Here is a 25918-nt window from a genome sequence, read left to right on the forward strand (position 1 = left end):
CCCATGCCCAGCAATTGAGACACGGGGTACACGACTCGGACACCCGACATGGGATAAGGTGCCTCGCATGTTCGCGCACTCGACCCAGAACTGGTGGTGGACCGCTCATCCGGCGGCCCACTGACTGCGCGTACGACAGACTTCGCGAAGGCCGCCCGAGGGGCGGCCTTCGGCGTTTTCCGGGTCGTTCCTCTCCACCGAATCCACTGATCAGCTGATCCACGGAGAAGGAGCACGGACCCATGAACCTGCTCGGCTTGCCGGACGACCCCCGCCCGTTCGCCCTGCTGCGCCGCCGCACCCCGGGCCACGATCACGAGACCGTCGAGGTCATGATCGGCCCGGTCAGCACCTACGACAGACTGGCCGACCTCCCCGCCGAGGGCCTGGCACTGGTCCCCTTCCGGCAGATCCGCGAGCGCGGCTTCGACGTCCGTGACGACGGCACGCCGCTGGCGGTGCTGATCCCCGAGGAGACGTACGAGATCCCGCTCGCCGACGCCCTGGCGCAGCTCCCGGCGCACGACGTGCGGGTCGAGGGCGGCGGTTTCGACGTGGGTGACGAGGAGTACGGCGAGATCGTCGGTCAGGTGCTGCGCGAGGAGATCGGGCAGGGCGAGGGCGCGAACTTCGTGATCCGGCGGACGTACGAGGGGCAGATCCCGGGGTTCGCACGCGCCGACGCGCTCGCGCTGTTCCGCCGGCTGCTGGAGGGCGAGCGCGGCGCGTACTGGACCTTCGTCGTCCACACCGGGGAGCGCACGCTGGTGGGGGCGAGCCCGGAGGTGCACGTGCGGATGTCCGGCGGGACGGTGATCATGAATCCGATCAGCGGGACGTACCGCTATCCCGCCGAGGGGCCGACACCCGGGCATCTGCTGGAATTCCTCGCCGACGGCAAGGAGATCGAGGAGCTGTCGATGGTCGTCGACGAGGAGCTCAAGATGATGTGCACCGTCGGCGACATGGGCGGCGTGGTCGTCGGGCCCCGGCTGAAGGAGATGGCGCACCTCGCGCACACCGAGTACGAGCTGCGCGGGAAGTCCTCGCTGGATGTGCGGGAGGTCCTCAGGGAGACCATGTTCGCGGCCACCGTCACCGGCTCGCCCGTGCAGAACGCCTGCCGGGTCATCGAGCGCCACGAGGTCGGCGGGCGCGGGTACTACGCCGGGGCGCTGGCCCTGCTCGGCCAGGACTCCGGCGGCGCCCAGACCCTCGACTCCCCCATCCTGATCCGCACCGCCGACATCGACGCGGACGGTGGGCTGCGGGTGCCGGTCGGTGCCACGCTCGTACGGGGGTCTGACCCGGCGAGCGAGGTCGCGGAGACCCACGCGAAGGCGGCGGGTGTGCTGGCGGCCCTGGGCGTACGGCCGGGAAGGCCGCGCGAGGAGTCCGTACGGCCCCGCCTCGCCGACGACCCGCGCGTGCGTGCCGCGCTGGACGGGCGCCGGGCGTCGCTCGCGCCCTTCTGGCTGCGGATGCAGGAGCCGTCCGCCGAGCTGAGCGGACACGCCCTGGTCGTCGACGGGGAGGACACCTTCACGGCGATGCTCGCGCACGTGCTGCGGTCGAGCGGCCTGGAGGTGACCGTGCGGCGCTACGACGAGCCCGGTCTGCGCGAGGCGGTGCTCGCGCACGAGGGGCCGGTCGTGCTCGGCCCCGGCCCGGGGGACCCCTCGGATCTCGCCGACCCCAAGATGCGGTTCCTGCGGGAGCTGACCGGCCAGGTCATCCGCAAGCATCGGCACGGTGTGCTCGGCGTCTGCCTCGGGCACGAGCTGATCGCGGCCGAGCTGGGGCTGGAGATCGTACGCAAGGACGTGCCGTACCAGGGTGCGCAGACGACGATCGAGCTGTTCGGCCGACCGGAGACGGTCGGTTTCTACAACAGCTTCGTGGCGCGTTGCGACGACGAGGCCCTCCAGAAGCTCGCCGCGCACGGCGTGGAGGTCAGCCGGGCCGGCAACGGGGAGGTGCACGCGGTGCGCGGGCCGGGTCGTGCCGGAGGCGCGCCAATGAATGCAGTCGCCGGCGTGCAGTTCCACCCGGAGTCGGTCCTGACACTGAACGGCGCCGCCGTCGTCCGGGAGCTGGTGGGTCAGCTGCGCGGGACCAGCACGTTCTCGGAGCGGCGGCCCGCCGTGTAGTCGAGGACGTTTTTCAGGGTGGTGTCGACGATCTGGCCGACGGCGTCCTGGGTGTAGTACGCCTGGTGGGAGGTGACCAGGACGTTCGGGAAGGTGACGAGGCGGGCCAGGGTGTCGTCCTCGATCGCCTGGAGGGACTTGTCGAGGAAGAACAGCCCGGCCTCCGCCTCGTACACATCGAGGCCGACGCCCGTGAAGCGGCCCTCGCGCAGCTCGGCGACGAGGGCCGCGGTGTCGATGAGTCCGCCGCGGCTGGAGTTGACCAGGATCGCGTCGTCCTTCATCGCCTTGAGGGCGTCCGCGTCGATCAGGTGCCGGGTCTCCGGCATCAGCGGGACGTGCAGGCTGACCAGGTCGGACTCGGCGAGGAGCTGGTCCTTGGGGACGTAGCGCATGCCGAGCTGCATACAGGTGGGGTTCTCGGCGACGTCCCAGCCGAGGAGCTGCATGCCGAAGCCGTGGGCGATCCGCGTGAACGCCTCGCCGATCTTTCCGGTGCCGAGGACGCCGGCGGTGCGGCCGTGCATGTCGCGGCCCATCAGGCCGTCGAGGCGGAAGTCGAAGTCACGTGTGCGCGTGGAGGCGCGGACGATACGGCGGTTGACCGCCATGGCGAGCGTCCAGGCGAACTCGGCCACGGCGTGGGGCGAGTAGTACGAGACCCGCGCGACCGTCATGCCGAGACGCTTGGCGACCTTGAGGTCGATGTTGTTGAAGCCGGTGGAGCGCTGGGCGACCATCCGGGTCCCGCCGGCCGCGAGGGTCCCCAGGACGCGTTCGCCGAGGTCGCAGTTGACGCTGGTGCAGACGACCTCGTGGCCGGTGGCGATGGGGGCGGTGTCCGCGTTGAGGAAGACGTCCAGGCAGCGGACCTCGTAGTGGCCCCGGAAAGCCTGCTCGATCAGGGGCTTCTCGTCGGCCTGCACACCGAAGGCCATGATCTCCAAGACGGCTCCCTTTCGTGGGGCTATGGGCCGAATATACGGCCCACAACCCCACGCCGCCGGGCGGAGAACAGCCGCCGGAACGCGGCCGCCGGAACACCGCCGGCGCAGGCCGGTCAGCCGAAGAAGACGCCGACCTCGTCGTACAGCTTCGGATCCACCGTCTTCAGCTTGGCCGTGGCGTCCGCGATCGGAACGCGGACGATGTCGGTGCCGCGCAGGGCCACCATCTTGCCGAAGTCGCCGTCGCGGACCGCCTCGATGGCGTGCAGCCCGAACCGGGTGGCGAGCCAGCGGTCGAAGGCGCTGGGAGTGCCGCCGCGCTGGATGTGCCCGAGGACCGTCGTACGGGCCTCCTTGCCCGTCCGCCGCTCGATCTCCTTGGCCAGCCACTCGCCGACGCCGGACAGCCGGACATGCCCGAAGGAGTCCAGCGACTGGTCCTTCAGCACCATGTCGCCGTCCTTCGGCATGGCACCCTCGGCGACGACCACGATGGGGGCGTACGACGCCTTGAAGCGCGAGGTGATCCAGGCGCAGACCTTGTCGACGTCGAAGCGCTGCTCGGGGATGAGGATCACGTTGGCCCCGCCGGCCAGCCCGGAGTGGATGGCGATCCAGCCGGCGTGACGGCCCATCACCTCGCAGACGAGGACACGCATGTGGGACTCGGCTGTGGTGTGCAGCCGGTCGATCGCCTCGGTGGCGATGCCGACCGCGGTGTCGAAGCCGAAGGTGTAGTCGGTGGCGGACAGGTCGTTGTCGATCGTCTTCGGCACGCCGACGCAGGGCACGCCGTATTCGTCGGACAGCTGTGTGGCGACGCCCAGGGTGTCCTCGCCGCCGATGACGATGAGCGCCTCGACCTCCTGCTTGGCGAGGTTCTCCTTGATACGGCGGATGCCGTCCTCCTGCTTCAGCGGATTGGTGCGCGAGGAGCCGAGGATGGTGCCGCCGCGGGGCAGGATGCCGCGCACGGCGGGGATGTCGAGACGGACGGTGTCGTTCTCGAGCGGACCTCGCCAGCCGTCCCGGAAGCCGACGAAGTCGTATCCGTACTCCTGTACGCCCTTGCGGACGACGGCCCGGATGACGGCGTTGAGACCGGGGCAGTCGCCGCCTCCGGTCAGTACTCCGACCCGCATGGAAATGTCCCTTCGCCGCGGTTACCTGATGAGGCCACGCTAATGGTGATACAGGTCACACAGGGATGGGCGGGAAGGGCAATTCCGGTGAAGTGTCAGGCGGTTGGTTTACGCACCGGGTCGTTCATCGGGTCAGCGGATCGCCGGATCACTCGTCGTCGAGGCCGCGCTCGATCGCGTATCGGACCAGCTCCACCCGGTTGTGCAACTGGAGCTTGCCGAGGGTGTTCTGGACGTGGTTCTGCACCGTGCGGTGGGAGATGACCAGGCGTTCGGCGATCTGCTTGTAGCTCAGACCCTTGGCGACGAGCCGCAGCACCTCGGTCTCGCGCTCGGTGAGCTGCGGGGCTCCGGGCTGGTCGGCGTCGGGCGCGGCCGGCGCCGGCTCGGAGGCGAGGCGGCGGTACTCGCCGAGGACCAGCCCGGCCAGGCCCGGCGTGAACACCGGGTCCCCGACCGCGGTCCGGCGCACCGCGTCCAGCAACTCCTCCGTGGAGGCGGACTTCAGCAGATACCCGGTCGCGCCGGACTTCACGGCCTCCAGGACGTCGGCGTGCTCGCCGCTCGCGGACAGGACCAGGACGCGCAGCGCCGGGTTGTGGCCGACGAGTTCCTTGCAGACCTGGACGCCGGGCTTGGCGGGCAGGTTGAGGTCGAGCACCAGGACGTCGGGGCCGGCGGCCTTGGCGCGGCGTACGGCCTGGTCGCCGTCGCCTGCGGTGGCGACCACGTCGAAGCCGGACTCGGCCAGGTCCCGGGCCACCGCGTCGCGCCACATGGGGTGGTCGTCGACCACCATGACCCTGATCGTGCCCTGCTGTGCGTCCGGTCCGCTCGCGGTGTCCGTCATCGCTGCTCCGCCTTCCCCCGTGAGGCGCTGCCGGCCTTCGGTACTTTCAGTTCCACTTCGGTGCCCTGCCCCGGCACCGAGATCAGCTCGGCGGTGCCGCCGAGGTCCCGCAACCGGCCCCGGATCGACAGGGCCACGCCGAGCCGCCCCTCGCCCTCGGCCTGGGCGAGCCGGCCCTCGGGGATGCCGGGGCCGTCGTCCCGGACGGTGACGATCACCTCGTCGGGCTCGTCCTCGACGAGGATCCACGCACGCGCGTCCTCCCCCGCGTGCCGGCGGACATTGTCCAGGGCGGCCCCGACGGCCGCGGTCAGCTCCCGTGCCGCGGCCGGGGTCAGGGACACGGGTGCGCCCGGCTCGGCGAAGCTGACCCTGGCGCCGGCGTACGGGGCGAGCAGCACCCGCAGATCGACCGGACCGGTGGGAGCGGTGGCGTCGTCCGGCTCCTCGACGGCCCGTACGACCGCCCCGTCGGCGGCGTCCTCCGACACCCGGGACACGGGCACCAGGCCGCCCGAGACCAGCGTGCGCAGCGCGACCTCCTGCTCGCCCGCCATCCGGCCCAGCTCGGCCGCCTCGCCGCCGATGACGGCACCGCGGCGCTGCACCATCGCCAGCACCTGAAGCACGCTGTCGTGGATGTCCCGGGCGAGCCGCTCCCGCTCCCGCGTCGCCGCCTCGATCTCCAGGGCCCGGGCGAGGGTGCGCTCGGAGGCCCGGGCGACCTCGACGACGTAGCCGATGGCGATGGACGCGATCCAGACGAGCAGCACCATGTGGACGGTGTCGCGGGTCGGTACGCCGGAGCGGTGGACCAGGTTGGCGGCGGCGACCAGCGTGGAGGCGAAGGCGGCCCAGCGCCAGCCGCCCTTGATGGCGAACGCCAGCACGGCGCCCGCCGTCCATATCGACGGCAGGGTCGGAGCCCCGGCGTCGATCCGCTCGGGCGACTCCGCGAGCCGGGTGAGCAGGATGCCGGCGAGGGCGATGGTGAGGTCCACGGCGAGGAAGCGCCTGGTGCAGCTCGCGGCGTTCGCGACGCGGGGCAGGGTGGCCAGCGTCCAGACCGTCAGTACGGCGAAGTAGGCGATGGCCACCCAGGGGCGGGTGACCTCGTCGTATGCGCTGACGAAGAGGCCGATCGCGTATACCAGGGTCAGCACCCGGTACCCGGTGAGCGCACGCCACAGCGGCTGCTCGACCGACATCCTCATGACCCGCTCGCGCTTGGCCATGCCCCCCACCCCTCGGCTCAGTGTGCGGCCGACTCTATTCGGACAGTTCCTTCTTCTTCCGCGCCTGTTCCTTCTCGGCCTTCGCCGCCTCCGCGATCTGCCGCTTGGCGGCGGTCGCGTACATGTCGACGTACTCCTGGCCGGAGAGCTTCATGATCTCGTACATGACCTCGTCGGTCAGCGCGCGCAGGACGAAGCGGTCGTGCTCCATGCCCTGGTAGCGGCCGAAGTCCAACGGCCTGCCGATCCGGATGCCCGGCCGCATGAGCTTGGGCATGACCTTGCCGGGCGGCTGGATCTTCTCCGTGTCGATCATGGCGACCGGGATGACCGGGGCTCCGCTGGCGAGCGCCACGCGCGCGAGGCCACCCGGCTTGCCCCGGTAGAGCCGGCCGTCGGGCGAGCGAGTGCCCTCGGGATAGATACCGAACAGCTCACCGCGCCCGAGGACGTCCACGCCGCTCTTGATGGCCGCCTCGCCCGCCCCGCGCCCTCCGGAGCGGTCCACGGGCAGCTGGCCGACGCCTTTGAAGAACGCGGCGGTCAGCCGGCCCTTGACGCCCGGCGTGGTGAAGTACTCGGCCTTCGCGATGAAGGTCACCTTGCGGTCGAGGACCGCGGGCAGGAAGAACGAGTCCGAGAAGGACAGGTGATTGCTCGCGAGGATCGCGGGGCCCTCGGCGGGAATGTTCTCCAGGCCTTCCACCCAGGGCCTGAAGGCGACCTTCAGCGGTCCCCCGATGGTCACCTTCATCGCGCCGTACAACAACCGAGTGCCTCCTGTGTCTGTCGCTCAGACCTTAACCCGGAGCACTCCCAATGCCTCCGACGACCCTGGTCGGTGTCAGTGCGGTCGCGTACGGTGAAGCACACCTGGATGTATCGACTTGCGGCTCCGCCGCGTGGGTCGTTGTGGTTCCTCTCGTCCATGTCGTCCTTCTCACGAACAGGAGACCGTAAGGTGCCGGTCCTTCCTGGAGCCGAGCCCTACCGCCGTGCGGGCGGGGAGGTAGGGGTTCTGCTCTGCCACGGCTTCACCGGTTCCCCCCAGTCGCTGCGCCCCTGGGCGGAGTATCTCGCCGAGCACGGGCTCACCGTCTCCCTGCCGCTGCTGCCGGGGCACGGCACCCGCTGGGAGGACATGCAGCTCACCGGCTGGCAGGACTGGTACGCCGAGGTGGACCGCGAGCTGCGCAGCCTGCGCGAGCACTGCACTCGGGTCTTCGTGGCCGGCCTGTCCATGGGCGGCGCCCTGGCCCTGCGGCTGGCCGCGAAGCACGGGGAGGACGTCGCCGGCGTGCTGGTCGTGAACCCGGCGAACAAGGTGCACGGGCTGTTCGCGTACACCCTGCCGGTGTCCCGCCACTTCGTCCGCACGGCTCCGGGAATCGTCAGTGACATCGCCGACGAGGGCGGCGTCGAGATCGGGTACGACCGGGTGCCGCTGCACGCGGCCCACTCGCTGCGCACCTTCTTCCGCCTGGTCGACGGCGAGCTGCCGCAGGTCACGCAGCCGCTGCTGCTGCTGCGCAGCGCCCAGGACCACACCGTGCCGCCGGCGGACTCGGCCCGCATCCTGAGCAGGGTGTCGTCGACGGACGTAACGGAGGTCGTGCTGGAACAGAGTTATCACGTGGCGACGTTGGACCATGACGCGAACCGGATCTTCGAGGAGAGCCTCGGCTTCATCAGCCGGCTCGCAACCGGCGTCGGCAAGGGAAGGACGACCCCACGTGGCTGAGCACGACTCCGACCGCGAAAGGCGCGAGGACCGCGACGATCGCGAGCCGGAAGAGCAGCACGTCCCGTTCGACGAGGACGCCGCCTGGGCCGCGATCGTCGCCGGGTACGGCGACGAGCCGCCGGACCCGCCCGGCTCGAAGCCCTTCAAGTCCGTGGAGGACCTGGCCTTGCTGGAGCCCGAGACCAACGACGGGACGGGCGGCAGGAGGGACGAGGAGCCGCAGGCCGGGCAGGGCGACAAGGGCGCCAAGGTCAAGCAGACCGACGAGCCCAAGGACGAGAATCCGGCCGAGCCCGCCAAGCCCCTCGGCAGCTCGATCTCCTTCGCCCCCGGCGTCGGCCCGCGCGACTACAGCGTGCCCGAGCCGGCCGAGGAGGACTTCGACGCCGACGACGAGGGCCACTTCGTCCCACCGGAGCCGCCGCCCCTGCCCGCCGCCGACCCGACCGCGAAGTTCGCCTGGCTCGCGGTGATCGGCGGGCCGGTCCTGCTGCTGCTCGCCGTCCTGCTCAACTGGGACATGACGTGGTGGCTGGCCACCCTGGGCGTCGGCGGGTTCCTGGGCGGGTTCGCCACGCTGGTGATGCGGATGAAGACGGACGACGAGGACGACGACGATCCGGGCCGGGGCGCGGTCGTCTGACCTACTGAGCTGCCGGAACTCTGAGGGCGGCCAGGACCGGAAGGTGGTCCGTGGCCGCCCTCAGGTCCGTCTGCGTGATCCCGGGATGGCCGATCGGCACTCCGCATCCGACCACTTCGACGCCCTTGGTCGCGAAGATCGCGTCGATGCGTTGGTGGGGGTCGGCCGGGGTCGAGGTGTACTCGCTGCCCCAGGGGCCGGTGGCCCAGCAGTCCTGGAGGCCGTCGGCCAGGCGGCGGAAGGTGGGGCCGCCGGGGCGTTCGTTCAGGTCGCCGCCCGCGACGGCGTGCTCGACGCCCATGCCGGCGAGACGGTCGAGCAGCATGGCGCCCTGTTCGTAGCGCTCGTCCTTCTGCAGGGAGAGGTGACAGCAGAGCACGCCGAGACGGGCGCCGCCGAAGCGGACCACTGCCGTGGCGAAGCCGCGTCTGTGCAGTCCGGGGGTGAGCGGGAGCAGTACGTCCTCGGTCCGCTCCACCGTGGCGCGCAGACTGCACAGGATCGCCGGGCCCGCGGCCGTGGCGCCGCCCGTGAGGACGACGAGGTTCGCCGCGCGGGCCAGGCGGGAGAGTTTCTTGCGCCAGCGGAAGAAGCGGGGGGCTTCCTGGATGAGGACGAGGTCGGGGGCGCAGGCGGTGATGACACGGGCGAGGGCGTCCGTGTCGTCGCGCATCGAGCGGATGTTGTAGCTGAGTACGCGGATGAGGGCGGAACCGTCGGGCTCTGTGTGGGAGTTGGGCAGCAGCTCCATGTGGATCAATTTACGCCCGACGGCTCGGGGCGCGAGGTTGATGGGCGACAGCCGGTCGTACGTGGCTGGTCGCGCCCACGCGGCGGAGCCGCATGTTGATACCGCCCCGCGCCCCAGGAGAGTTGGACCCACCGGCCCTTTACATGATCGGGTCGGGCTCCCGGGCCAGGTCCGCCGCGCCCACCAGGCCCGCCTTGTTGCCGAGCTGAGCGGCGATGACGTCGGCCACCGGACGCCAGTTGCCGCCGACGAGCCAGCGCTTGTACGACTTGCGGATGGGGTCGAGGACCAGTTCGCCCTCGTCCGAGAGACCGCCGCCGACGATGAAGGCGGACGGGTCGAAGAGGGAGGCCAGGTCGGCGAGGCCGGCGCCGGCCCAGCGGGCGAGCTCGCGGTAGGAGTCGACGGCGACCGGGTCCCCCTGGCGGGCGGCCATGGAGATGTGCTTGCCCTCGATGCCCTCGGGGCTGCCGTCGCCCATGCCGAGCAGGATCTCGGCGCTCTCGGGGGTGGCATTGGCACGCTGCTTGGCGTACCGGACGAGGGCGCGGCCGGAGGCGTACTGCTCCCAGCAGCCCTGGCTGCCGCAGCCGCAGAGCAGGCCGTCCGGCACCATGCGGATGTGGCCGAACTCGGCGGCCACGCCGTAGTGGCCGCGGCGCAGCTTGTTGCCGATGATGATGCCGCCGCCGAGGCCGGTGCCCAGGGTGATGCAGATGACGTTGCGGTGGCCCTTGCCGGCGCCGAACTTGTACTCGCCCCACGCGGCCGCGTTGGCGTCGTTCTCGACTACGACCGGGAGGCCGACGCGGGCCTCGACCTTCTCCTTGAGCGGCTCGTTGCGCCAGTCGATGTTGGGGGCGAAGTAGACCTCGGAGCGCTGACGATTGACGTATCCGGCCGCACCGATACCCACGCCGACGATCTCGTGCCCGGCGCGCGCGCCCTCCACCGCGGAGGCGATGGCGTCCACGATGCCCTCGGGCGTGCCCGGGGTCGGCACCTTGTGGGTCGAGAGGATGTTGCCTTCCTCGTCGACCACGCCGGCCGCGATCTTCGTGCCGCCGATGTCGACGCCGATGGTGAGTCCCATGAATCCCTCAGTTTCGGTCGAGCCCCGCTACGGCCAACCGTACCCGAGCCCCTGTCGTCGCAGTCCCGGTCGTCCGCCCGGCGGACGGGACCGGCCGAGGCCCTGACCGCGGGCTCGGCGCATCCGTCGACCGGGGAATCAGTCCAGGTCGATGCGCTCGCCGGGACCGGCCTCGTCGCCTCGGTCGGGACGCTCGTCCAGATCGTGCCCACCCGTCTCCCGGGTGGTCCAGCGCTGTTCCTGGGCCTGGACCGCGGAGCGGTAGGCGGCGAGGAGTTCGCCGCCGGCCGCGGCCAGGTGGTCGAAGACATCGGGGTTCCGCTCGATGACGGGCTCGACGGCGGCCTTGGCCTGCTCCACGACCTGCTTGACCACCTGCTGGGCGGCGGGTCCGGCGACCGCGCCGAGCAACGGGGACTGGAGGGTCGAGAGCTTGTCCGCGACGGCGTCGACGAGCTTGCGCAGTTCCTCGGCGGCCGAGCCCGGGGGCGGGCCGTACTGGCCACGGCGGCGGGCCTTCTCCTCCGCGAGGTCCTCGGCGCACGCCGTGGCCCAGGCGTCGGCGTCGGTCGCCCGTACCTCGTCGATCGCCTCGTGCTCCTCGGCGCCGGACGGGGGGAGCTCTTCGCTCATGACGGACTCCTGACTACGGTTCGTCTCTCCGACGTTACCCGAACGGCCGTACCTGCTTCACCGGGTCCTCGGCCACAGATCCGGATCCGGCGCGAACCGGATCCGCAGTTCGCCGTCGCGCAGCCCGGCCCCGTCCACACCGCAGCGGCGCAGGGCGGACGGCAGGGGCACGATACGCCGGAACTGTCCTGCGGTGAGGACGAGTTCGTCGCCGCGCCGGACGAGGTCGAGTTCGTCGCGCACGGCGCCGGGCAGGGGGATGTGCCAGACGAGGACGCCGTCCTCGGCCAGCCGGTCGACGACTGTCCACTCCACGGTGGACGACGTCGTGTTGACGGCGGGCACGGCGAGCGCGGCGAGGTCGTCGGAGCCCCGGGGATCCCGTCCGAGGTGGCCGATGCCATGGACGTCATGGTCCTGCTGCCACTCCTCCAGGACCTTGCGCTGCTGGGTGACGGGGCCGGTGAGCCAGCTGCCCGCCGTGGCCTCCGCCTCCGGCAGGACGCGGTTGGCGATCAGCAGGTCGGGGCGCAGGCCGCGCAGGGCGAGGGCGAGAGTGGCGGCGCGCACGGCGTCGGCGCCCGCCGGGCCGGGTTCGGCCACCAGCCGTACGACGGTTTCGCGGTCGTCGACCACGGACTCCACTGCGGCAAGCTCGACGTCCCAGCGGGCGGCGGTCTCGTACAGCCACTCCGCGGGCATCGGAACTCCGGCCAGCCGCCCCAGGACGGGCCGCAGCGCGCGGGCCGCCTGCCGTTCGGACGGGATCAGCCGGCGCAGGTAGCGGCGCAGCTCCTCGGGGAGCGAGAGCAGGGCGAGGGCCTGCGGAGTGGCGGGCAGGTCCACGACGAGCAGCTCGTGGCGCTCGGCGAGGGCGGCGTCCCGCAGCGCCCGCAATAGCGCGAGCTCCTCGGCACCGGGGAGCGGGGTGACCTCTTCCGGGTCCAGGCGGGAGGCGCCGAGCAGGTCGAGGGCTGCGGAGGCACGTTCCTGGAAGGCGGCCAGGTCGTCCCGGAAGCTCAGCGCCGCGTCGGGGCGCCAGGCAGTGAGGGTCTCGCTGACCTGCGTCGGCTTCGCGCCGGTCGGCACGCCGAGAGCGGCACCGAGGGTGTCGGTGCGGTCGCCGCCGAGAACGAGGGTCCGGGTGCCCTCGCGGGCGGCGGCGAGCGCGGTGGCGGCGGCGACGGTGGTACGACCGCTGCCGCCGGGGCCCGTGATCAGGATGGTGCGCATGGGGGTGAACCGTAACGGACGTGGGGATGAAGGCCGCCGGCCCGCAGCTGAGGCCTGACCACACCGACTACCCATGTGGCGCCGGTCCAGGCAATCCAGCCCGTCCGGCGGCCGAGGACGAGGCCGCGCCCGAGGACGAGGCCGCTGCCTACTTGCCCGACTCCACCCGCTTCTTCAGCCCCGCCAGCGCCCGGTCGATGATGACCTTCTCGGCCTTGCGCTTGATCATCCCCAGCATCGGGATCTTGACGTCCACGGTCAGCTGGTAGGTGACCTCGGTCGACCCCGCCCCCGCCGGCTTCAGCAGGTACGAGCCGTCCAGCGACCGCAGCATCTGGGACTTCACCAGCGTCCAGGACACCTCGTTCGCGCCGGTCCAGGTGTACCCCAGCACCTGGTCGTCCTTGATCGCCCCGGCGTCCATGACGAGCCGGACCTGCTCGGCGCGGCCCTGGTCGTCGGTCTTGAGGACCTCCGCCTCCTTCACCTCACCGGTCCAGTCCGGGTAGCGGGCGAAGTCGGCGATCACCCCCATGACATCGGCCGGTGCCGCCTCGATCGTGATGCTCGAGCTGGTGTGTTCCGCCATCGCCGTGGCTCCTCCAGATGCGGGCCGGTAAGAAGTCGTGGTGCGCACGCATGCGCAGCGTGAAGGCTACCGCGCGCCCGACCAGCCGACTTCACCCCCACCTGCGACCCTGACCGGAACCCGGTGGACCACTCACCATTCCAGCGCCCACGGCTTCCCCGTCCCGGCGAAGTGCCCCACGTTCACGCACTCGGTCGCTCCGATCCGCATCCGCCGCACCAGCGGTTGATGGACGTGCCCGAAGAGGGAGTAACGGGGACGCGTGCGGCGAATCGCCTCCAGCAGCGCCCTGCTCCCCCGCTCGAAGCGCCGCGCGACTGTGTCGTACACCAGCTCGGGGACCTCCGGCGGAATGTGTGTGCACAGCACGTCCACCTCCCCCACGGCCTCGACCTTCGCGGCGTACTCCTCGTCGCTGATCTCGTAGGGCGTCCGCATCGGAGTCCGCAGGCCCCCGCCCACGAACCCGAAGGTCCAGCCCCCGATCTCCACCCGCTCCCCGTCCAGCACGGTCGTGCCCGGCCCGGCGTACTCCGGCCACAGGGGCGGCATGTCGACATTGCCGTACGTGGCGTACGTCGGCGTCGGGAAGGCCGCGAACATCTCGGCGTACTGCTTGCGCACCGCTTTCTCGATCACGGCACCGCGGTCCGAGCCGATCCCGGCCCACAGCCGCGCCCCGAACTCGCGGGCCTCCTCGAAGCGCCGGGCGGTGCGCAGCTCCACGATGCGGTCGGCGTTCCGCGCGCCGAACAGGTCGGGGAAGATGCCGCGCGAGTGGTCGGCGTAGTCGAGGAACAACACCAGGTCGCCGAGGCAGATCAGGGCGTCCGCGCCCTCGCCGGCTTTGGCCAGGTCACGGGCGTTGCCGTGCACGTCGCTGACCACGTGAACGCGGGTCCGGCGGTTTCCGGTCGGTGTCGGTGCCATGGCGATCAAGGGTAGGCGTGTGCGGCAAACGTGAACAGTGGCGGCGGGACCCACGGTTACTGGCCAGTCGTCAGACGGCTCGACTACTGTGCGCGCAGAAGCACCCATCCGTGCAGCACCCATCGTGTGACGCAGCGAACATCTCGTCGGGACCCCCTGTCGAAGAAGCCATACCGGCGGGTAACGTCCGGTCGGTCCAGTCGTGCTCAGGATTTCAACTTGTGAATCCCTGAGTACCTGCCCGAGCCTTGGACCGCACCGTCGCATCACACAACGTCGTGGCGCCGGCGCCCTATGAGGAGCAGCAGTCTTGCGCGAGTTCAGCCTTCCGGCTTTGTACGAGGTCCCTGCGGACGGCAATCTGACCGACATCGTCCGCAGAAACGCCGCGCAGCACCCGGACGTCGCCGTCATCGCCCGCAAGGTGGGCGGTGCCTGGCAGGACGTGTCGGCCACCGCCTTCCTCGCCGAGGTGCGCACGGCCGCGAAGGGCCTCATCGCCGCCGGGGTCCAGCCGGGCGACCGCGTGGGCCTGATGTCCCGTACCCGCTACGAGTGGACCCTGCTCGACTTCGCGATCTGGTCGGCGGGCGCGGTCACCGTGCCGGTGTACGAGACCAGCTCGCCGGAGCAGGTCCAGTGGATCCTGTCCGACTCGGGCGCCACCGCCTGCGTCGTCGAGCTGGACGGCCACTTGGCCGCCGTCGAGTCGGTGCGCGATCACCTGCCCGCCCTCAAGCACGTCTGGCAGATCGAGGGCGGTGGCGTCGAGGAGCTGGGCCGGCTCGGGCAGGACATCAGCGACGCGACGGTCGAGGAGCGCAGTTCGCTCGCGAAGGCCGACGACCCGGCGACGATCGTGTACACGTCCGGCACGACGGGCCGCCCCAAGGGCTGTGTCCTCACCCACCGCAGCTTCTTCGCCGAGTGCGGCAACATCGTCGAGCGCCTGCGGCCCCTGTTCCGCACCGGCGAGTGCTCGGTCCTGCTCTTCCTCCCGCTCGCACACGTCTTCGGCCGCCTGGTACAGGTCGCGCCGATGATGGCGCCGATCAAGCTGGGCACCGTCCCGGACATCAAGAACCTCACCGACGAGCTGGCCTCGTTCCGGCCGACGCTGATCCTCGGCGTCCCGCGCGTCTTCGAGAAGGTCTACAACTCCGCGCGCGCCAAGGCTCAGGCGGACGGCAAGGGCAAGATCTTCGACAAGGCTGCGGACACGGCGATCGCCTACAGCAAGGCGCTGGACACCCCGTCCGGTCCGGCCGTCGGCCTGAAGATCAAGCACAAGGTCTTCGACAAGCTGGTCTACAGCAAGCTGCGCGCGGTGCTCGGCGGCCGGGGCGAGTACGCCATCTCCGGCGGCGCCCCGCTGGGCGAGCGGCTCGGGCACTTCTTCCGCGGCATCGGCTTCACGGTCCTGGAGGGCTACGGCCTGACCGAGTCCTGCGCAGCCACCGCCTTCAACCCCTGGGACCGCCAGAAGATCGGCACGGTCGGCCAGCCGCTGCCGGGCTCGGTCGTGCGGATCGCGGACGACGGGGAGGTGCTGCTGCACGGCGAGCACCTGTTCAAGGAGTACTGGAACAACCCGGGCGCGACCGAGGAGGCGCTGGCCGACGGCTGGTTCCACACCGGTGACATCGGCACCCTCGACGAGGACGGCTACCTCAGGATCACCGGCCGCAAGAAGGAGATCATCGTCACCGCGGGCGGCAAGAACGTCGCCCCGGCCGTGATCGAGGACCGTATCCGCGCGCACGCGCTGGTCGCGGAGTGCATGGTGGTCGGCGACGGGCGGCCGTTCGTGGGCGCGCTGGTCACCATCGACGAGGAGTTCCTGGACCGCTGGTGCGCGGACCACGGCAAGCCGGCGGGTTCCACCCCGACGTCGCTGCACGAGGACCCCGACCTGCTGGCCGCGATCCAGTCGGCGATCGACGACGGCAACGCCGCGGTGTCGAAGGCGGAATCGGTGCGGAAGTTCCGCATTCTGCCCGCCCAGTTCACGGAGGACTCGGGCCACCTGACGCCGTCGCTGAAGCTGAAGCGCAACGTCGTGGCGAAGGACTACGCGGACGAGATCGAGGCGATCTACCAGAAGTAGCCGCCCGGCAGGCAGGCTCATGGCGCGGTGTCCTCCACGAGGACCCGCGCCATCGTCCGTGCCCCCGGGGGCGTTGCACTACAGCAGCGTTTGCAGCTTCTCCGCCAGCAGGTCCCAGCGCCAGCGCTCCTCGACCCACTCCCGGCCCCGCTCGCCCATCCGCCGGCGCAGTTCGGCGTCGCCCAGGAGTGTGCTGATGCGGTCGGCGGCCTCCTCCGGGGAGCCGCCCCGCACCACCCACCCCGTCTCGCCGTCCAGCACCGCGTCCGGGGCACCGCCCGAGTCCCCCGCGACCACCGGCAGTCCCGTCGCCGAGGCCTCCAGGTAGACGATGCCGAGACCCTCGACGTCCAGGCCGCCCCGGCGGGTCCGGCACGGCATGGCGAAGACGTCGCCGGCGCCGTAGTGGGCGGGCAGTTCGGACCACGGCACGGGACCGGTGAAGTGAACAGAGTCCGCGACGCCTGTGTCGTGAGCCAGCTTGCGGAGGTCCTTGTCGTACGGGCCGCCCCCGACGATCAGCAGTACGGCGTCCGGCTCGGCGGCCAGGATGCGGGGCATGGCCAGGATCAGGGTGTCCTGCCCCTTGCGCCGCACCAGCCGGGACACGCACACGACCACCGGCCGGTCCGTCAGCCCCAGCCGCGCGCGGACCTCGTCGCCGCCCGACCCGGGATGGAAGGTCTTCTCGTCGACGCCCGGCGGCAGCTGCACCATCCGCGAGGCCGCGTCCGGCGTCAGCGCGGTCGCGATCCGCGAGCGCGTGTACTGGCCCAGGTACGTGATCGTGTCCGTCGACTCCCCGATCCGGCGCAGCAGCTGCCGGGCCGCGGGCAGCTGTGCCCAGCCCGCCTCGTGCCCGTGGGTCGTGGCCACCAGCCGTTCGGCGCCCGCCCTGCGCAGCGCCGGTGCCATCAGGCCGAGCGGCGCCGCCGCCCCGAACCACACCGACGTGCAGCCGTGCTCGCGCAGCAGCCCGACCGCGCGCCGGGTCGCCGCCGGCGTCGGCAGCAGCATCGTCGTACGGTCCCGTACGACCGTGAAGGGCTGGTCGGCGTCGAAGGCGGCGGTGGCCTCGACGCCCTCGCGGCCGCGCTTCCAGGTGGAGGCGTACACGACCAGCCGCTCCGGGTCGAGCCGCAGCGCCATGTTGTGCAGGAACGCCTGGATGCCGCCGGGGCGGGGCGGGAAGTCGTTGGTCACGATCAGGGTCTTGTGCACGCCGCCGACCTTACCGAAGCCGCTGTTCACAGCCGGGGCCCGGCCACGTGTGTGGCCTGCGCACAGGTGGACAGGACATCATGTTTCACTGAGGCGGGAAGCGAACGGCAGGGGATCCGGTGGAGACGACGGGCACGCGGCGGTCCTTGGCGTGGCTGCTGGGGATCTGGGGCCTGACCAGGGTGGTCCTGCTGCTCTTCGTGTTCAAGGTGTACGTCTTCCCCGGCCCGGACGTCACGAGCGACGTGTCGGTGATCTACCAGGGCTGGTACGAGGTGCTGCGCACCGGAACGTTCCCGCTGGACGACGTCACCTGGCAGTACCCGCCCGCCGCCGCGCTGCCGGTCCTGTCCCCCGCCCTGGTGTTCTGGCTGGACTACACGTCTGCGTTCTTCGTCCTCGCCTTCACCGCCGACCTGGTCGTCCTGCTGCTTGTGCTGTACGCGGGCGTGCGCCCCGGCCGGACCCTGGGCGGCGCCTGGGTGTGGGTGGCGGGCGTTCCGCTGCTCGGGCCGACCGTGTACGCCCGCTACGACGTGATGGTCACCGCCGTCGCCGTGGCCGCGCTGCTGGCGGGCGCCCGGCATCCCCGGCTGATGGGCGCGCTGACGGCCTTCGGGGCGATGCTGAAGGTCTGGCCGGTGCTGTTGCTGGTCGCGGCCCGCAGGCGCGGCGCGTGGCTGTCCGCCGCGCTGACCGCAGGCGCCATAGCGGCCCTGTTCGCCGTCGCCATGCCCGGCGCGTTCGCCTTCCTGACCTTCCAGCGCGACCGCGGCACCGAGGTGGAGTCGCTGGGTGCGCTGGTCTTCCACGTGGCCCGGCAGTACGGCTGGGACGGCCAGGTGCTGCTGAACTACGGCTCGGTGGAATTCCTCGGCCCGTACGTCGATGTCGTCAGCACGGCCGCGCTCGTCCTGAGCGGGCTCGCCTTCGGCTGGCTGCTGCTGTGGCGGCTGAGGGCACGACGGTTCCTGCCGCACACGCTCGCGGACGCGGCCTTCGTGGCCGTGCTGATGTTCGTGACGACCAGCCGGGTGATCAGTCCTCAGTACCTGGTGTGGCTGGTCGGCCTCGCGGCGGTGTGCCTGTGCTTCCGCGACAGCCGGATGGGGCTGCCCGTCGGCCTGGTCCTCGCGGCGTGCTTCGTGACGGTCCTGGAGTTCCCGGTGTGGTTCGCGCACGTCGTCGCCAGCGACGGCCTCGGCGTCACCCTCCTGTTCCTCCGCAACGGCCTGCTGGTCCTCGCCACCCTCCTCGCGGCCCGCGGACTCTGGCGCTCCACGGTCACCCCTCCCGCCCCGGCCCCCGTACCGGCTCAGGCCACCCGCGCCAAGGAAACGTCCCTGCCGTCCTGACGCCGGGTGCGCCGCCGGAGCAGCACCAGGACCGCGGCACACTGCACCGCCATGGCCGATCCCAGTGCCAGGCACACTCCCGGCAGTCCGAGGCCGGAGAGCCCGTACGCGAGCGGCAGCTGGACGGCCGTACCGGCCACGGTCACCCGCAACAGCGCGGGCGCTTCCCCGCTCCCCTCGAAGACCCCGCCGAGCGCGATGAAGCAGGCCATCAGGAGCAGATAGGGCCCGACGCAGCGCAGGAAGAGCACACCGGCGCGGGCGACGTCGTCACCGGCGCCGAAGGCGGCCATGATCCACGGCGCGGTCGCGCCCAGCAGCACGGCCGCCACGAGCGCGAAGGCCCCCGCGACCAGCACCGCCTGCCGTCCGATCGCCGACCGGGCGTCCGCACCGCCGCCGAGCAGGTGCGCGGTGTGGATGGCGGCGGCCTGGCGTACGGCGTAACAGCCCATGGTGGCGACGTACAGGACCTTGTACGCGATCGAGTACGCGGCCACCGCCGTCACGCCCAGCCGTGCCACGATCGCGACCAGCGCCAGCGCGCCCGCCTGCCGCACGGTGAAGTCGGCGGACATGGGCAGCCCGGTCCGCAGGGTCCGGCGCGCGGCGCTCGCGACCGGCTCGGCGGGCGGTGCCTCGGCGGCCGCACGCAGCAGCGAGTTCCTCCGCAGAGCGACCAGCCCCACCGCCAGGGCCACGCTCCGGCACAGCACGGTCGAAGCGGCGGCACCCGGGACGCCGTAGGCCTGGATGAGGAACGGGTCGCAGACCAGGATCAGCCCGCCTGCGAGGAGCGCGAGCCGCATCGGCGTCCTGGTGTCGCCGGCCCCTTTGAGGATGCCGTCGACCAGTGTCTGCGCGAAGAACACGACGACACCCGGCAACGAGATCGCGAAGTACCGCACGGCCAGGGGCAGTGCTGAGCCGTCGCCGAGCACCAGCCGCGCCAACGGCTCCCGCCCCAGAAAACCGCCCACCACGACCACCGGCGTGATCAGCGCCCACACCGCCCATCCCCCGCGCACCGCGGCCCGCACCGCCCCCGGATCCCGCGCGCCCCTGGCATGCGCGACCAGCACCGTCGTACCGGAGCCGAAGACGAGGGCCACGCCGAGCAGCACGTTCTCGGTGTTGGTCGCGACGGCCACGGCGGCCACGGCGGGGCCGCCGAGCCGGGAGACCCAGACGGTGTTGATGATTCCGGCGGCGACCGAGGCGAGGAGCGAGAAGTAGACGGGGTGGGCGAGCGAGATGAGCTGCTTGCGGTGCGCGTTCACGATCCGGCCCCCTCCATCCGTTACCTCGATTCGAGGTAGCTCGATAAGAGGTACCATGGCGCCATCACGCCCGCAAGGAGGACCATGCTGGAGCTGTCGATCCTCGGCTTCCTGGCCGAAGCGCCTCTGCACGGCTATGAGTTGAAGGAGCGGATCAAGGCGCTGAGCGGCCATGTCCGCCCCGTCAGCGACGGCGCGCTCTACCCGGCGATCACACGACTGATCAAGGCCGGCAAGCTCGACGAGCACACGGAGCCAGGTGCGAGCGCGGCCCCGCGCCGGATCCTCTCCCTCACCGACATCGGCCGCGAGGACCTGCTGGAGCGCCTGCGCCACCCCAAGCAGGTCGAGATCACGGACCAGGTCCGCTTCAACACGCTCCTGGCCTTCCTACGACACCTGCCGGACCGCCTGGAGCAGGCCGCGGTGCTACGTCGTCGCCTGGAGTTCCTCACCGCGCCCACGAGCTTCTTCTACGAAGGCGACAAGCCCGTACGGGCAGAGGAGGCGACGGATCTGTTCCGGCAGGGCATGCTGCGGGTCGCCCGGGCGACCGGTGAGGCCGAACGCGCGTGGCTGACGGAGGCGATCGCACTGCTCGATCAGCCGAGCTGAGCCCGCACGTAGTCCCGCCACTCCCCCGTGAACTCCTCCAGCGACGTCCCGAGTACGTCCTTCAGCGCGTCCTCCACCGCCCCGGCCCGCCGCTCGTGCGCCCCGACGGCCCGGTAGAACTCGGCGAGCCGGACCTCGCCCCAGCGGTCGGCGATCAGCCGGCAGGCCAGCCAGCCGCTCTCGTAGGCCTGTGCGAGCCGCCCCGCGTCGCCGGAGAAGCCGAAGTCCTCGTCCGTCGGCAGTGTCTGGGGCGCCCGCCCCTCGGTCACCGCCTGCCAGAGCTCCGGCGCCGCCTGAGACGGGGAGCGGCCGCTGCCGAGGTAGCCGATCCAGTCGGCGTAGCCCTCCGAGAGCCACAGCGGAGTGGCTTCGGTGGTGTGGGCGCGGGTGGCGACGTGGGTGGTCTCATGGGTGAGGACGACCTGCTTGCCCGTGCTGCCGAGAACGCCGTACGCGTCGGGGTTGACGATGATCCGGTCCGCGGGCGCGCTCGCCGGGGCGCCGCTCTCACCGGTGGTGACCGCGGCGATCCCGCGGTAGGAGGACTCGGGCGAGCCGAGCAGGCCCGCCATGTCGGTCAGCGACATCGGTACGAGGATCACCACGCGCCGCGGCCAGTCCGTACCCCACGCCTGGGAGACGGACGGCACGGCGTGGTCGGCCAGCTCGGCATACGAGCGCAGCGCCCCGTCGGACTGGCCGACGCCCAGGACGAGGCTGTCATCGCCGCGTACGGCGCTCACCTCGCCCTGGTCCCAGAGCTGTTCGGCGGAGCCCTTCGCGGGCCGCTCGGCCTCGACGTACCAGTGTCCCTCCACGTCCAGGCGCAGGCTCAGGGTGCGGCCGACGCTGACGGGAGCCCGGTCGTGGCCCTGGACGCGGTAACGGAGCTCGGCGTCGGCGAGGGCGGTGTCGCCGGTGCGCCGCAGGGCGGTCAGGCGGTACGACCAGTCGGCCAGGGGCACCGCGCCCAGGTTGCCGAACCAGTCCCGGGCACCCGAGCGCAGAAACGCCGTCTCGTCGCGGTCGAGTATGGCGGCCGCCCGGCGGTCGAGGACCTGCTGCACCTCGGCCTTGGCACTGTCGGTGGTGGACCGCCCGCCGCAGCCCACCAGTGCGACGAGCAGCAGACAGAGCGCGACGACGACGCGCGTTCCGCGCGCCCCCGACGTCCGCCTTCGACCAGCCATTTCCCGATCGTACGGCGGCGAGTGCACGAAGGTCAGACCCGCGTCGGACCGGCCTCGGCCCCGAGTCAGACCCGGGTGACCGTCGCCCCCGGCATCATCCCCACCGGGTCGTAGCGCACGGGAGCGCCGGGGTAGGGCGCGTGGATCACCTGGCCGTTGCCCACGTACATCCCGACGTGGCTGGCGTCGCCCCGGTAGGTGACCACGTCGCCGGGCTGGGCCTCGGAGAGCGGGACCTGCCGGCCGGCGTACCGCTGCCCCTGCGAGGTCCTCGGCAGTGCGACGCCGGCCTGGGCGTACGACCACTGGATCAGGCCCGAACAGTCGAAGCCCGACGGACCGTTGGCGCCCCAGACGTACGGCCTGCCCAGCGCCGAGTGGGCGGCGGCGACCGCGGCCGCGGCGCGGCCCGAGGGGGCGACGAGGCTCCCGAAGTCGGGCATGCCAGCGCGCCCGGCGCGGGAGGCGCGGTCATAGGCGGCGCGGTCGGCCGCCGTGAGGGAGTTCAGCAGCCTGCGGGCCTGGGCGAGTTTGCGCTCGACGCTCCGCTTGTGGGCGACTACGGCCTTGCGGCTCTTGTCCAGCTCGAGGAGTTTCCCGGTCGCCTCGGAGCGTTCCTGCGCGAGTTCGCGCATGGCGTCCTGGAGGTCCTTGAGCTCGCCGGCCTGGTGGGCGCTGAGACGGGCGATGCGGGCGGCCTTGTCGAGGTAGTCGGCCGGGTCGTTGGAGAGCAGCAGCGCGAGGGAGGGATCGAGGCCACCGGACCGGTACTGGGCACCGGCCAGTGAACCGAGCGCGTCCCGCTTGGAGTTGATGTCCTCCTGCTGCCGGGCGATCCGGTCCTGCGCGTCGGTCACCTGCTTGCGGAGCTTGTCGGCGCGCTCGTCCGCCCTGTTGTAGGCCTCGGTGGCCTTCTCGGCCTCCTCGTAGAGGCGGTCCACCTTGGCGCGGGTGTCGTCTTGTGGCGCGGCCGAGGCCGGGACGACCCCGAGGGCCGTGGCGGCGGCTGACATGACGCAGAGCGCTGCTCCGGCGCCCCGGTCGAACCCGGTCGGTGCAAGGCGGCGATGGGACCCCACGGGAAGCCGCTCTCCTTCCGCTAACGGACAAGGACCTTCCCCGGCGAGCGGGGAAACGCGGCAGACAGTAGCTCCGTGCCGGGGTGACGACCAACGACCTCGGTGGGCACACAAAGTGACGCCCCGCCTCTGACGCAGGTCATGGGCGGGGCGCGGGGTCAGCGAATGTTGTCGTGATTCGCCCGTTCGGGCGGCACGTGGTGTTGATCTTGGGGGTGTTCGGCCGGGGTCAGATCCGGACGCCGAACTGGAACGGCATGTTGTTGATCGACTCGTACCGGACGACCGTGCCGCTGCGCGGGGCGTGCAGCACCTGGCCGTTGCCCGCGTAGAAGCCGACGTGGTGCAGGTCGCCGTAGAAGATGACCAGGTCGCCGACCTTGAGCTGGCTCTGCGAGTAGATCCTGGTGCCGGCGTTGGCCTGATCCTGCGAGATACGCGGGATGGAGACGCCGGCCTGGGCGAAGGCCCAGGAGGTCAGGCCCGAGCAGTCGAAGGAGGACGGGCCGGAGGCGCCGTAGACGTACGGCGAGCCGATCTTGCTCTGGGCGGCCTGGAAGGCGGCCATGGCCCGGCCGGAGGCCGCACCGGTGTTGCCGAGGTCCACCCGGTCGGCGGAGTCGCGGCTGGCGCGCTGCTCCTCGGCGGCGAGGGCGGCCTTCTCGGCGGCCGTCAGGGTGTTGAGCAGCTTCTGCGCCTCGGCGAGCTTGCCCTGGACCTGCTTCTTCTTCTTGCCCAGTTCGGTGCGGGTGGAGGCGAGGTCCTTGAGCTTGTCGGACGCCTCGGTGCGCTGCTGGGAGAGCTCGCGCTGCTTGTCCTGGATCTTCTTCAGCGAGTCGACCTGCTGGGCGCTCAGCTGGTCCATGGTGGACGCCTTGTCCAGGTAGTCGTCCGGGTCGGACGACAGGAACAGCTGGACGGAGGAGTCGATGCTGCCCGTGCGGTACTGGGCGGCGGCCGCGAGGCCCATGCTGTCGCGCAGCTCGTTGAGCTCTTCCTGGCCGCGGGCGACGTTGTCCTGGATCGTGGAGATCTCCTTCTGGAGCTTCTCCTGCTTCTCCTTGGCGCCGTTGTACTTCTCGGTGGCCTGCTCGGCCTCCTCGTAGAGCTTGTCGACCTTGGCCTTGACCTCGTCCTTGCTGGGCTTCTCGCTGGGGGCCGCGTTGGCGGCCTGGGCACTGATGGCCACGGCAGCAGCGGCAGCGGTGGTCAGCACGGTCACACGTGCTCGGCTCGGCTGCTTGGGTCGACGGTGGGACGCCACTGAGGTGAAACCCTTCTTGTGAGTGATCACCCGCTCGGAGGTTCGAGGCCAGACCCTAGTGACCCAGTTGTGATCAGATCAAATCCTCACACGAAAAATCTCGTCACACCAATCATTCTTTACACACAACTCACATCACGTGACGCAGGATTGACGCTGGGTCGCGCGGGATTGACGCCAATTCGGGCATTGCGCCCGTACGTTGGCGTTATCAGGACAGCCGCTTGAGAAGTACCGCAGAAGCCACCGGCCGCGCTCCGGCCCGGGCGACCCCGTCCGCCACCTCACGGTCGGTCGAGGCGACGATGACCGGACGGCCCGGCGGCTCGGCGCGCACCAGCTGGCGGATCAACTCGTCGGCGGTGATACCCGGTTTGGAGAACAGCACCCGCACCCCGCGCGGCGGCGCGAGCAGCACCGGCGCGGCCAGCTCGGCCCCGTCGAAGACGCAGGTCACCTCGGCGCCGGTCTGCGCAGCGAGCTGCGAGAGCTGGCCGAGCAGTCTGAGCCGCTGCTTCTCGAGCGGCATCTGGGGATAGCCGGTCTTGGTGACGTTGTAGCCGTCGACCACCAAGTGCGCCTGGGGCAGGGCGAGGAGCTGGTCGAGGATCGCGGGGTCGTTCTCGGACAGGGCCCGGGCGGCGATGTCCTTCGGGGTCATTCGTCCCGGTTCGACAGCGTCCACGGTCTCGGCGGGCCGTACGGAGACCGGCGGCAACGCCAGCTCCCGGCGCAGCCCTTGGGCGGAGTCCAGCAGGGTGTCCAGAAGCAGCCGTACGCGCATGTCCTCGACGCTGCGCCCCTCGCGTGCGGCCCTGCGGGTGGCCTCCAGGGCGGCCTCGGTCTCCCCCAGCCGCGCCTTGAGGCGCCGGGTCTCGCTCTCGGCCGCGGAGACCTGGGCGTGCCCCTCGGCACGTACGGTCTCGATCTCGCCGTGCACCTTGCGCAGGGCGGCCTCGCCGCGCTTGACGTCGCTGAGGGCCGAGCGCAGCTTTCGGTGAAGCGATTCGGCTTCCTTCTTCGCCGCGTCCAGCTCGGTGCGCAGCCGCTCGGTCTCGTGCCGGGTGTGCTCACGGGCGTGCGCGAGCTCCTCGCGCAGCCGCTCCAGCTCGGCCCGGTTCTCCTCGTCGACGCGCTCGGCGTCGGCGCGCTGGGCCTCCTCGCCGGCCGCGGTGACCAGCTTGACCCAGCCGGTGGGGCGCAGAACATAGGCCGCGGCCGCCACGTCGAGCGGGTCCGCGGCCGGGGGCGCCGAGCCGGCGTCGAGGGCGCCGGCGAGTTCCGGCTGGGCCTCTCTGAACTTCTCCCCGATGCGCTGCCGGAACAGCGGATCGGTCTCCAGCGCCGCCGCCATGGCGTTGCCGGCGAACTTGGCCCGCCGGTTCGGCGCGAATCTGGCGTACTGCCTGAGCTGTGCGGGCAGTTCACCGACGGTCAGCCCGCCGAAGCCGTCGGACACGATCTGCACGACCTTGCGCCGTACACCGTCGGGCAGCGGACGGTCGAGCACCTCAGCGGCGCCGTCGTCCGGCCCCCCGCCTTGTGTCTCCACCATCCGTCACACCCCAATGCCTGTGCGGGGGCCGCTCCCGTCAGGAGTCGGCGCCCGGCCTGTCCACGAGTTCCACCTTGTCCACGGCGTTGCACCAGCGGCAGCGCACCGACTCGATGGTCTCACTGAGCACCTCGCGCTCCTCGACCTTGGGCTCACCGGCCAGATCGAGGTGGACGTACTCCACGACCTTGGACGAGCGCGTCACGTCGAAGCGCGTGAGGTTGCCGCAGAGGGTGCAGCGCCACCGCGTCGTGGTGGTCGGCAGGGGAACCGTCATCGTGACTGTGCTCTTTCCTTCTAGACCTTCTATTG

General features: G+C 71.2%; 25 protein-coding genes. 7 read left to right on the forward strand and 18 right to left on the reverse strand.

Features of this window, described 5'->3' with window-relative positions; translation table 11 throughout:
* Positions 1-67 precede the first annotated feature (67 nt).
* Both ACFY5C_RS16195 and ACFY5C_RS16200 read left to right on the forward strand, forming a co-directional pair.
* Positions 68-124: a trp operon leader peptide gene (locus tag ACFY5C_RS16195; RefSeq protein WP_071528813.1), complete on the forward strand. Its 57-nt coding sequence runs from the start codon at positions 68-70 to the stop codon at positions 122-124.
* 118 nt (positions 125-242) lie between these two features.
* Positions 243-2150 (forward strand): anthranilate synthase family protein, encoded by a 1908-nt coding sequence (locus ACFY5C_RS16200; RefSeq protein ID WP_389444762.1) that lies wholly within the window; start codon positions 243-245, stop codon positions 2148-2150.
* Here the strand turns inward: ACFY5C_RS16200 and ACFY5C_RS16205 are convergent.
* The 5 genes from ACFY5C_RS16205 to ACFY5C_RS16225 form a co-directional block, all read right to left on the reverse strand.
* Entirely contained in the window at positions 2102-3097 is a 996-nt protein-coding gene (locus ACFY5C_RS16205; RefSeq protein WP_389444764.1) for a 2-hydroxyacid dehydrogenase, read from the reverse strand. The two genes, ACFY5C_RS16200 and ACFY5C_RS16205, sit on opposite strands and share 49 nt — an antisense overlap.
* Positions 3098-3210: 113 nt before the next feature.
* Positions 3211-4239, reverse strand: coding sequence for a 6-phosphofructokinase (locus tag ACFY5C_RS16210; protein ID WP_389444765.1), 1029 nt, complete (start codon positions 4237-4239; stop codon positions 3211-3213).
* Positions 4240-4387: 148 nt separating this feature from the next.
* Positions 4388-5089, reverse strand: a complete 702-nt coding sequence (locus ACFY5C_RS16215; RefSeq protein ID WP_389444766.1) for a response regulator — start codon at positions 5087-5089, stop codon at positions 4388-4390.
* A complete protein-coding gene (macS, locus tag ACFY5C_RS16220; RefSeq protein ID WP_389444767.1) occupies positions 5086-6324 on the reverse strand; it encodes a MacS family sensor histidine kinase in 1239 nt (412 codons plus the stop codon). The genes ACFY5C_RS16215 and macS overlap by 4 nt, the downstream gene beginning before the upstream one ends.
* 34 nt (positions 6325-6358) lie before the next feature.
* Positions 6359-7078: a lysophospholipid acyltransferase family protein gene (locus tag ACFY5C_RS16225; protein ID WP_389444768.1), complete on the reverse strand. Its 720-nt coding sequence runs from the start codon at positions 7076-7078 to the stop codon at positions 6359-6361.
* Positions 7079-7285: 207 nt separating this feature from the next.
* Between ACFY5C_RS16225 and ACFY5C_RS16230 the strand changes: the two genes are divergently transcribed.
* Both ACFY5C_RS16230 and ACFY5C_RS16235 read left to right on the forward strand, forming a co-directional pair.
* Complete coding sequence (locus ACFY5C_RS16230) at positions 7286-8065, forward strand: alpha/beta hydrolase (RefSeq protein WP_389444770.1); 780 nt, start codon at positions 7286-7288, stop codon at positions 8063-8065.
* A complete protein-coding gene (locus ACFY5C_RS16235) occupies positions 8058-8711 on the forward strand; it encodes a hypothetical protein (RefSeq protein WP_389444772.1) in 654 nt (217 codons plus the stop codon). The genes ACFY5C_RS16230 and ACFY5C_RS16235 overlap by 8 nt, the downstream gene beginning before the upstream one ends.
* Before the next feature lies 1 nt (position 8712).
* Here ACFY5C_RS16235 and ACFY5C_RS16240 read toward each other — a convergent pair whose 3' ends face one another.
* From ACFY5C_RS16240 to ACFY5C_RS16265, 6 genes are all read right to left on the reverse strand, one after another.
* Positions 8713-9462: an endonuclease/exonuclease/phosphatase family protein gene (locus ACFY5C_RS16240; protein WP_389444774.1), complete on the reverse strand. Its 750-nt coding sequence runs from the start codon at positions 9460-9462 to the stop codon at positions 8713-8715.
* A 139-nt stretch (positions 9463-9601) separates the two neighbouring features.
* Positions 9602-10555 carry an ROK family glucokinase gene (locus ACFY5C_RS16245; protein WP_369270505.1) on the reverse strand — a complete coding sequence of 318 codons (954 nt, stop codon included), beginning with the start codon at positions 10553-10555 and terminating at the stop codon, positions 9602-9604.
* A gap of 138 nt (positions 10556-10693) precedes the next feature.
* The gene (locus ACFY5C_RS16250; protein ID WP_389444776.1) at positions 10694-11188 is read right to left on the reverse strand and encodes a DUF5304 domain-containing protein; all 495 of its coding nucleotides are present in this window, start codon (positions 11186-11188) and stop codon (positions 10694-10696) included.
* A gap of 57 nt (positions 11189-11245) precedes the next feature.
* Complete coding sequence (locus ACFY5C_RS16255; protein WP_389444777.1) at positions 11246-12421, reverse strand: ArsA family ATPase; 1176 nt, start codon at positions 12419-12421, stop codon at positions 11246-11248.
* A gap of 148 nt (positions 12422-12569) precedes the next feature.
* The gene (locus tag ACFY5C_RS16260) at positions 12570-13010 is read right to left on the reverse strand and encodes an SRPBCC family protein (protein WP_389444779.1); all 441 of its coding nucleotides are present in this window, start codon (positions 13008-13010) and stop codon (positions 12570-12572) included.
* A 132-nt stretch (positions 13011-13142) separates the two neighbouring features.
* Positions 13143-13940, reverse strand: coding sequence for a metallophosphoesterase (locus ACFY5C_RS16265; protein ID WP_389444781.1), 798 nt, complete (start codon positions 13938-13940; stop codon positions 13143-13145).
* 310 nt (positions 13941-14250) lie between these two features.
* Between ACFY5C_RS16265 and ACFY5C_RS16270 the strand changes: the two genes are divergently transcribed.
* Positions 14251-16047, forward strand: coding sequence for an AMP-dependent synthetase/ligase (locus ACFY5C_RS16270; RefSeq protein ID WP_389444782.1), 1797 nt, complete (start codon positions 14251-14253; stop codon positions 16045-16047).
* Positions 16048-16125: 78 nt separating this feature from the next.
* Here the strand turns inward: ACFY5C_RS16270 and ACFY5C_RS16275 are convergent, their stop codons facing one another.
* Complete coding sequence (locus tag ACFY5C_RS16275) at positions 16126-17268, reverse strand: glycosyltransferase family 4 protein (RefSeq protein WP_389444784.1); 1143 nt, start codon at positions 17266-17268, stop codon at positions 16126-16128.
* Positions 17269-17387: 119 nt separating this feature from the next.
* Here ACFY5C_RS16275 and ACFY5C_RS16280 point away from each other — a divergent pair, with 119 nt between their 5' ends.
* On the forward strand, positions 17388-18623 hold the full coding sequence (locus ACFY5C_RS16280; RefSeq protein ID WP_389444785.1) for a glycosyltransferase 87 family protein: 1236 nt from the start codon (positions 17388-17390) through the stop codon (positions 18621-18623).
* Here the strand turns inward: ACFY5C_RS16280 and ACFY5C_RS16285 are convergent.
* Positions 18584-19903 carry an MATE family efflux transporter gene (locus ACFY5C_RS16285; protein ID WP_389444786.1) on the reverse strand — a complete coding sequence of 440 codons (1320 nt, stop codon included), beginning with the start codon at positions 19901-19903 and terminating at the stop codon, positions 18584-18586. The two genes, ACFY5C_RS16280 and ACFY5C_RS16285, sit on opposite strands and share 40 nt — an antisense overlap.
* Positions 19904-19987: 84 nt before the next feature.
* On the opposite strand from ACFY5C_RS16285, the gene ACFY5C_RS16290 reads away from it, so the two are divergent.
* On the forward strand, positions 19988-20518 hold the full coding sequence (locus ACFY5C_RS16290; RefSeq protein ID WP_389444787.1) for a PadR family transcriptional regulator: 531 nt from the start codon (positions 19988-19990) through the stop codon (positions 20516-20518).
* On the opposite strand, the gene ACFY5C_RS16295 is transcribed toward ACFY5C_RS16290, so the two are convergent.
* The 5 genes from ACFY5C_RS16295 to ACFY5C_RS16315 form a co-directional block, all read right to left on the reverse strand.
* Positions 20506-21708, reverse strand: coding sequence for a hypothetical protein (locus ACFY5C_RS16295; protein WP_389444789.1), 1203 nt, complete (start codon positions 21706-21708; stop codon positions 20506-20508). The two genes, ACFY5C_RS16290 and ACFY5C_RS16295, sit on opposite strands and share 13 nt — an antisense overlap.
* A gap of 65 nt (positions 21709-21773) precedes the next feature.
* The gene (locus ACFY5C_RS16300; RefSeq protein ID WP_389444791.1) at positions 21774-22787 is read right to left on the reverse strand and encodes an NlpC/P60 family protein; all 1014 of its coding nucleotides are present in this window, start codon (positions 22785-22787) and stop codon (positions 21774-21776) included.
* Between the two features lie 229 nt (positions 22788-23016).
* Entirely contained in the window at positions 23017-24051 is a 1035-nt protein-coding gene (locus ACFY5C_RS16305; protein WP_389444843.1) for an NlpC/P60 family protein, read from the reverse strand.
* A gap of 211 nt (positions 24052-24262) precedes the next feature.
* Positions 24263-25606 carry an NYN domain-containing protein gene (locus tag ACFY5C_RS16310; protein ID WP_389444793.1) on the reverse strand — a complete coding sequence of 448 codons (1344 nt, stop codon included), beginning with the start codon at positions 25604-25606 and terminating at the stop codon, positions 24263-24265.
* 37 nt (positions 25607-25643) lie between these two features.
* On the reverse strand, positions 25644-25883 hold the full coding sequence (locus ACFY5C_RS16315; protein ID WP_328882184.1) for a hypothetical protein: 240 nt from the start codon (positions 25881-25883) through the stop codon (positions 25644-25646).
* Between the last annotated feature and the right edge of the window lie 35 nt (positions 25884-25918).

It is taken from the genome of Streptomyces sp. NPDC012935 (assembly GCF_042900345.1).
Classification (GTDB): domain Bacteria; phylum Actinomycetota; class Actinomycetes; order Streptomycetales; family Streptomycetaceae; genus Streptomyces.

What these genes read in the sequence shown, in the direction of transcription:
- ACFY5C_RS16260 (WP_389444779.1), bottom strand. Translation starts at nt 13,010, where the DNA reads ATGGCGGAACACACCAGCTCGAGCATCACGATCGAGGCGGCACCGGCC.
- ACFY5C_RS16215 (WP_389444766.1), bottom strand. Translation starts at nt 5,089, where the DNA reads ATGACGGACACCGCGAGCGGACCGGACGCACAGCAGGGCACGATCAGG.
- ACFY5C_RS16250 (WP_389444776.1), bottom strand. Translation starts at nt 11,188, where the DNA reads ATGAGCGAAGAGCTCCCCCCGTCCGGCGCCGAGGAGCACGAGGCGATC.
- ACFY5C_RS16255 (WP_389444777.1), bottom strand. Translation starts at nt 12,421, where the DNA reads ATGCGCACCATCCTGATCACGGGCCCCGGCGGCAGCGGTCGTACCACC.
- ACFY5C_RS16225 (WP_389444768.1), bottom strand. Translation starts at nt 7,078, where the DNA reads ATGAAGGTGACCATCGGGGGACCGCTGAAGGTCGCCTTCAGGCCCTGG.
- ACFY5C_RS16295 (WP_389444789.1), bottom strand. Translation starts at nt 21,708, where the DNA reads ATGGCTGGTCGAAGGCGGACGTCGGGGGCGCGCGGAACGCGCGTCGTC.
- ACFY5C_RS16240 (WP_389444774.1), bottom strand. Translation starts at nt 9,462, where the DNA reads ATGGAGCTGCTGCCCAACTCCCACACAGAGCCCGACGGTTCCGCCCTC.
- ACFY5C_RS16290 (WP_389444787.1), top strand. Translation starts at nt 19,988, where the DNA reads ATGCTGGAGCTGTCGATCCTCGGCTTCCTGGCCGAAGCGCCTCTGCAC.
- ACFY5C_RS16245 (WP_369270505.1), bottom strand. Translation starts at nt 10,555, where the DNA reads ATGGGACTCACCATCGGCGTCGACATCGGCGGCACGAAGATCGCGGCC.
- ACFY5C_RS16310 (WP_389444793.1), bottom strand. Translation starts at nt 25,606, where the DNA reads ATGGTGGAGACACAAGGCGGGGGGCCGGACGACGGCGCCGCTGAGGTG.
- ACFY5C_RS16265 (WP_389444781.1), bottom strand. Translation starts at nt 13,940, where the DNA reads ATGGCACCGACACCGACCGGAAACCGCCGGACCCGCGTTCACGTGGTC.
- ACFY5C_RS16315 (WP_328882184.1), bottom strand. Translation starts at nt 25,883, where the DNA reads ATGACGGTTCCCCTGCCGACCACCACGACGCGGTGGCGCTGCACCCTC.
- ACFY5C_RS16200 (WP_389444762.1), top strand. Translation starts at nt 243, where the DNA reads ATGAACCTGCTCGGCTTGCCGGACGACCCCCGCCCGTTCGCCCTGCTG.
- ACFY5C_RS16210 (WP_389444765.1), bottom strand. Translation starts at nt 4,239, where the DNA reads ATGCGGGTCGGAGTACTGACCGGAGGCGGCGACTGCCCCGGTCTCAAC.
- macS (WP_389444767.1), bottom strand. Translation starts at nt 6,324, where the DNA reads ATGGCCAAGCGCGAGCGGGTCATGAGGATGTCGGTCGAGCAGCCGCTG.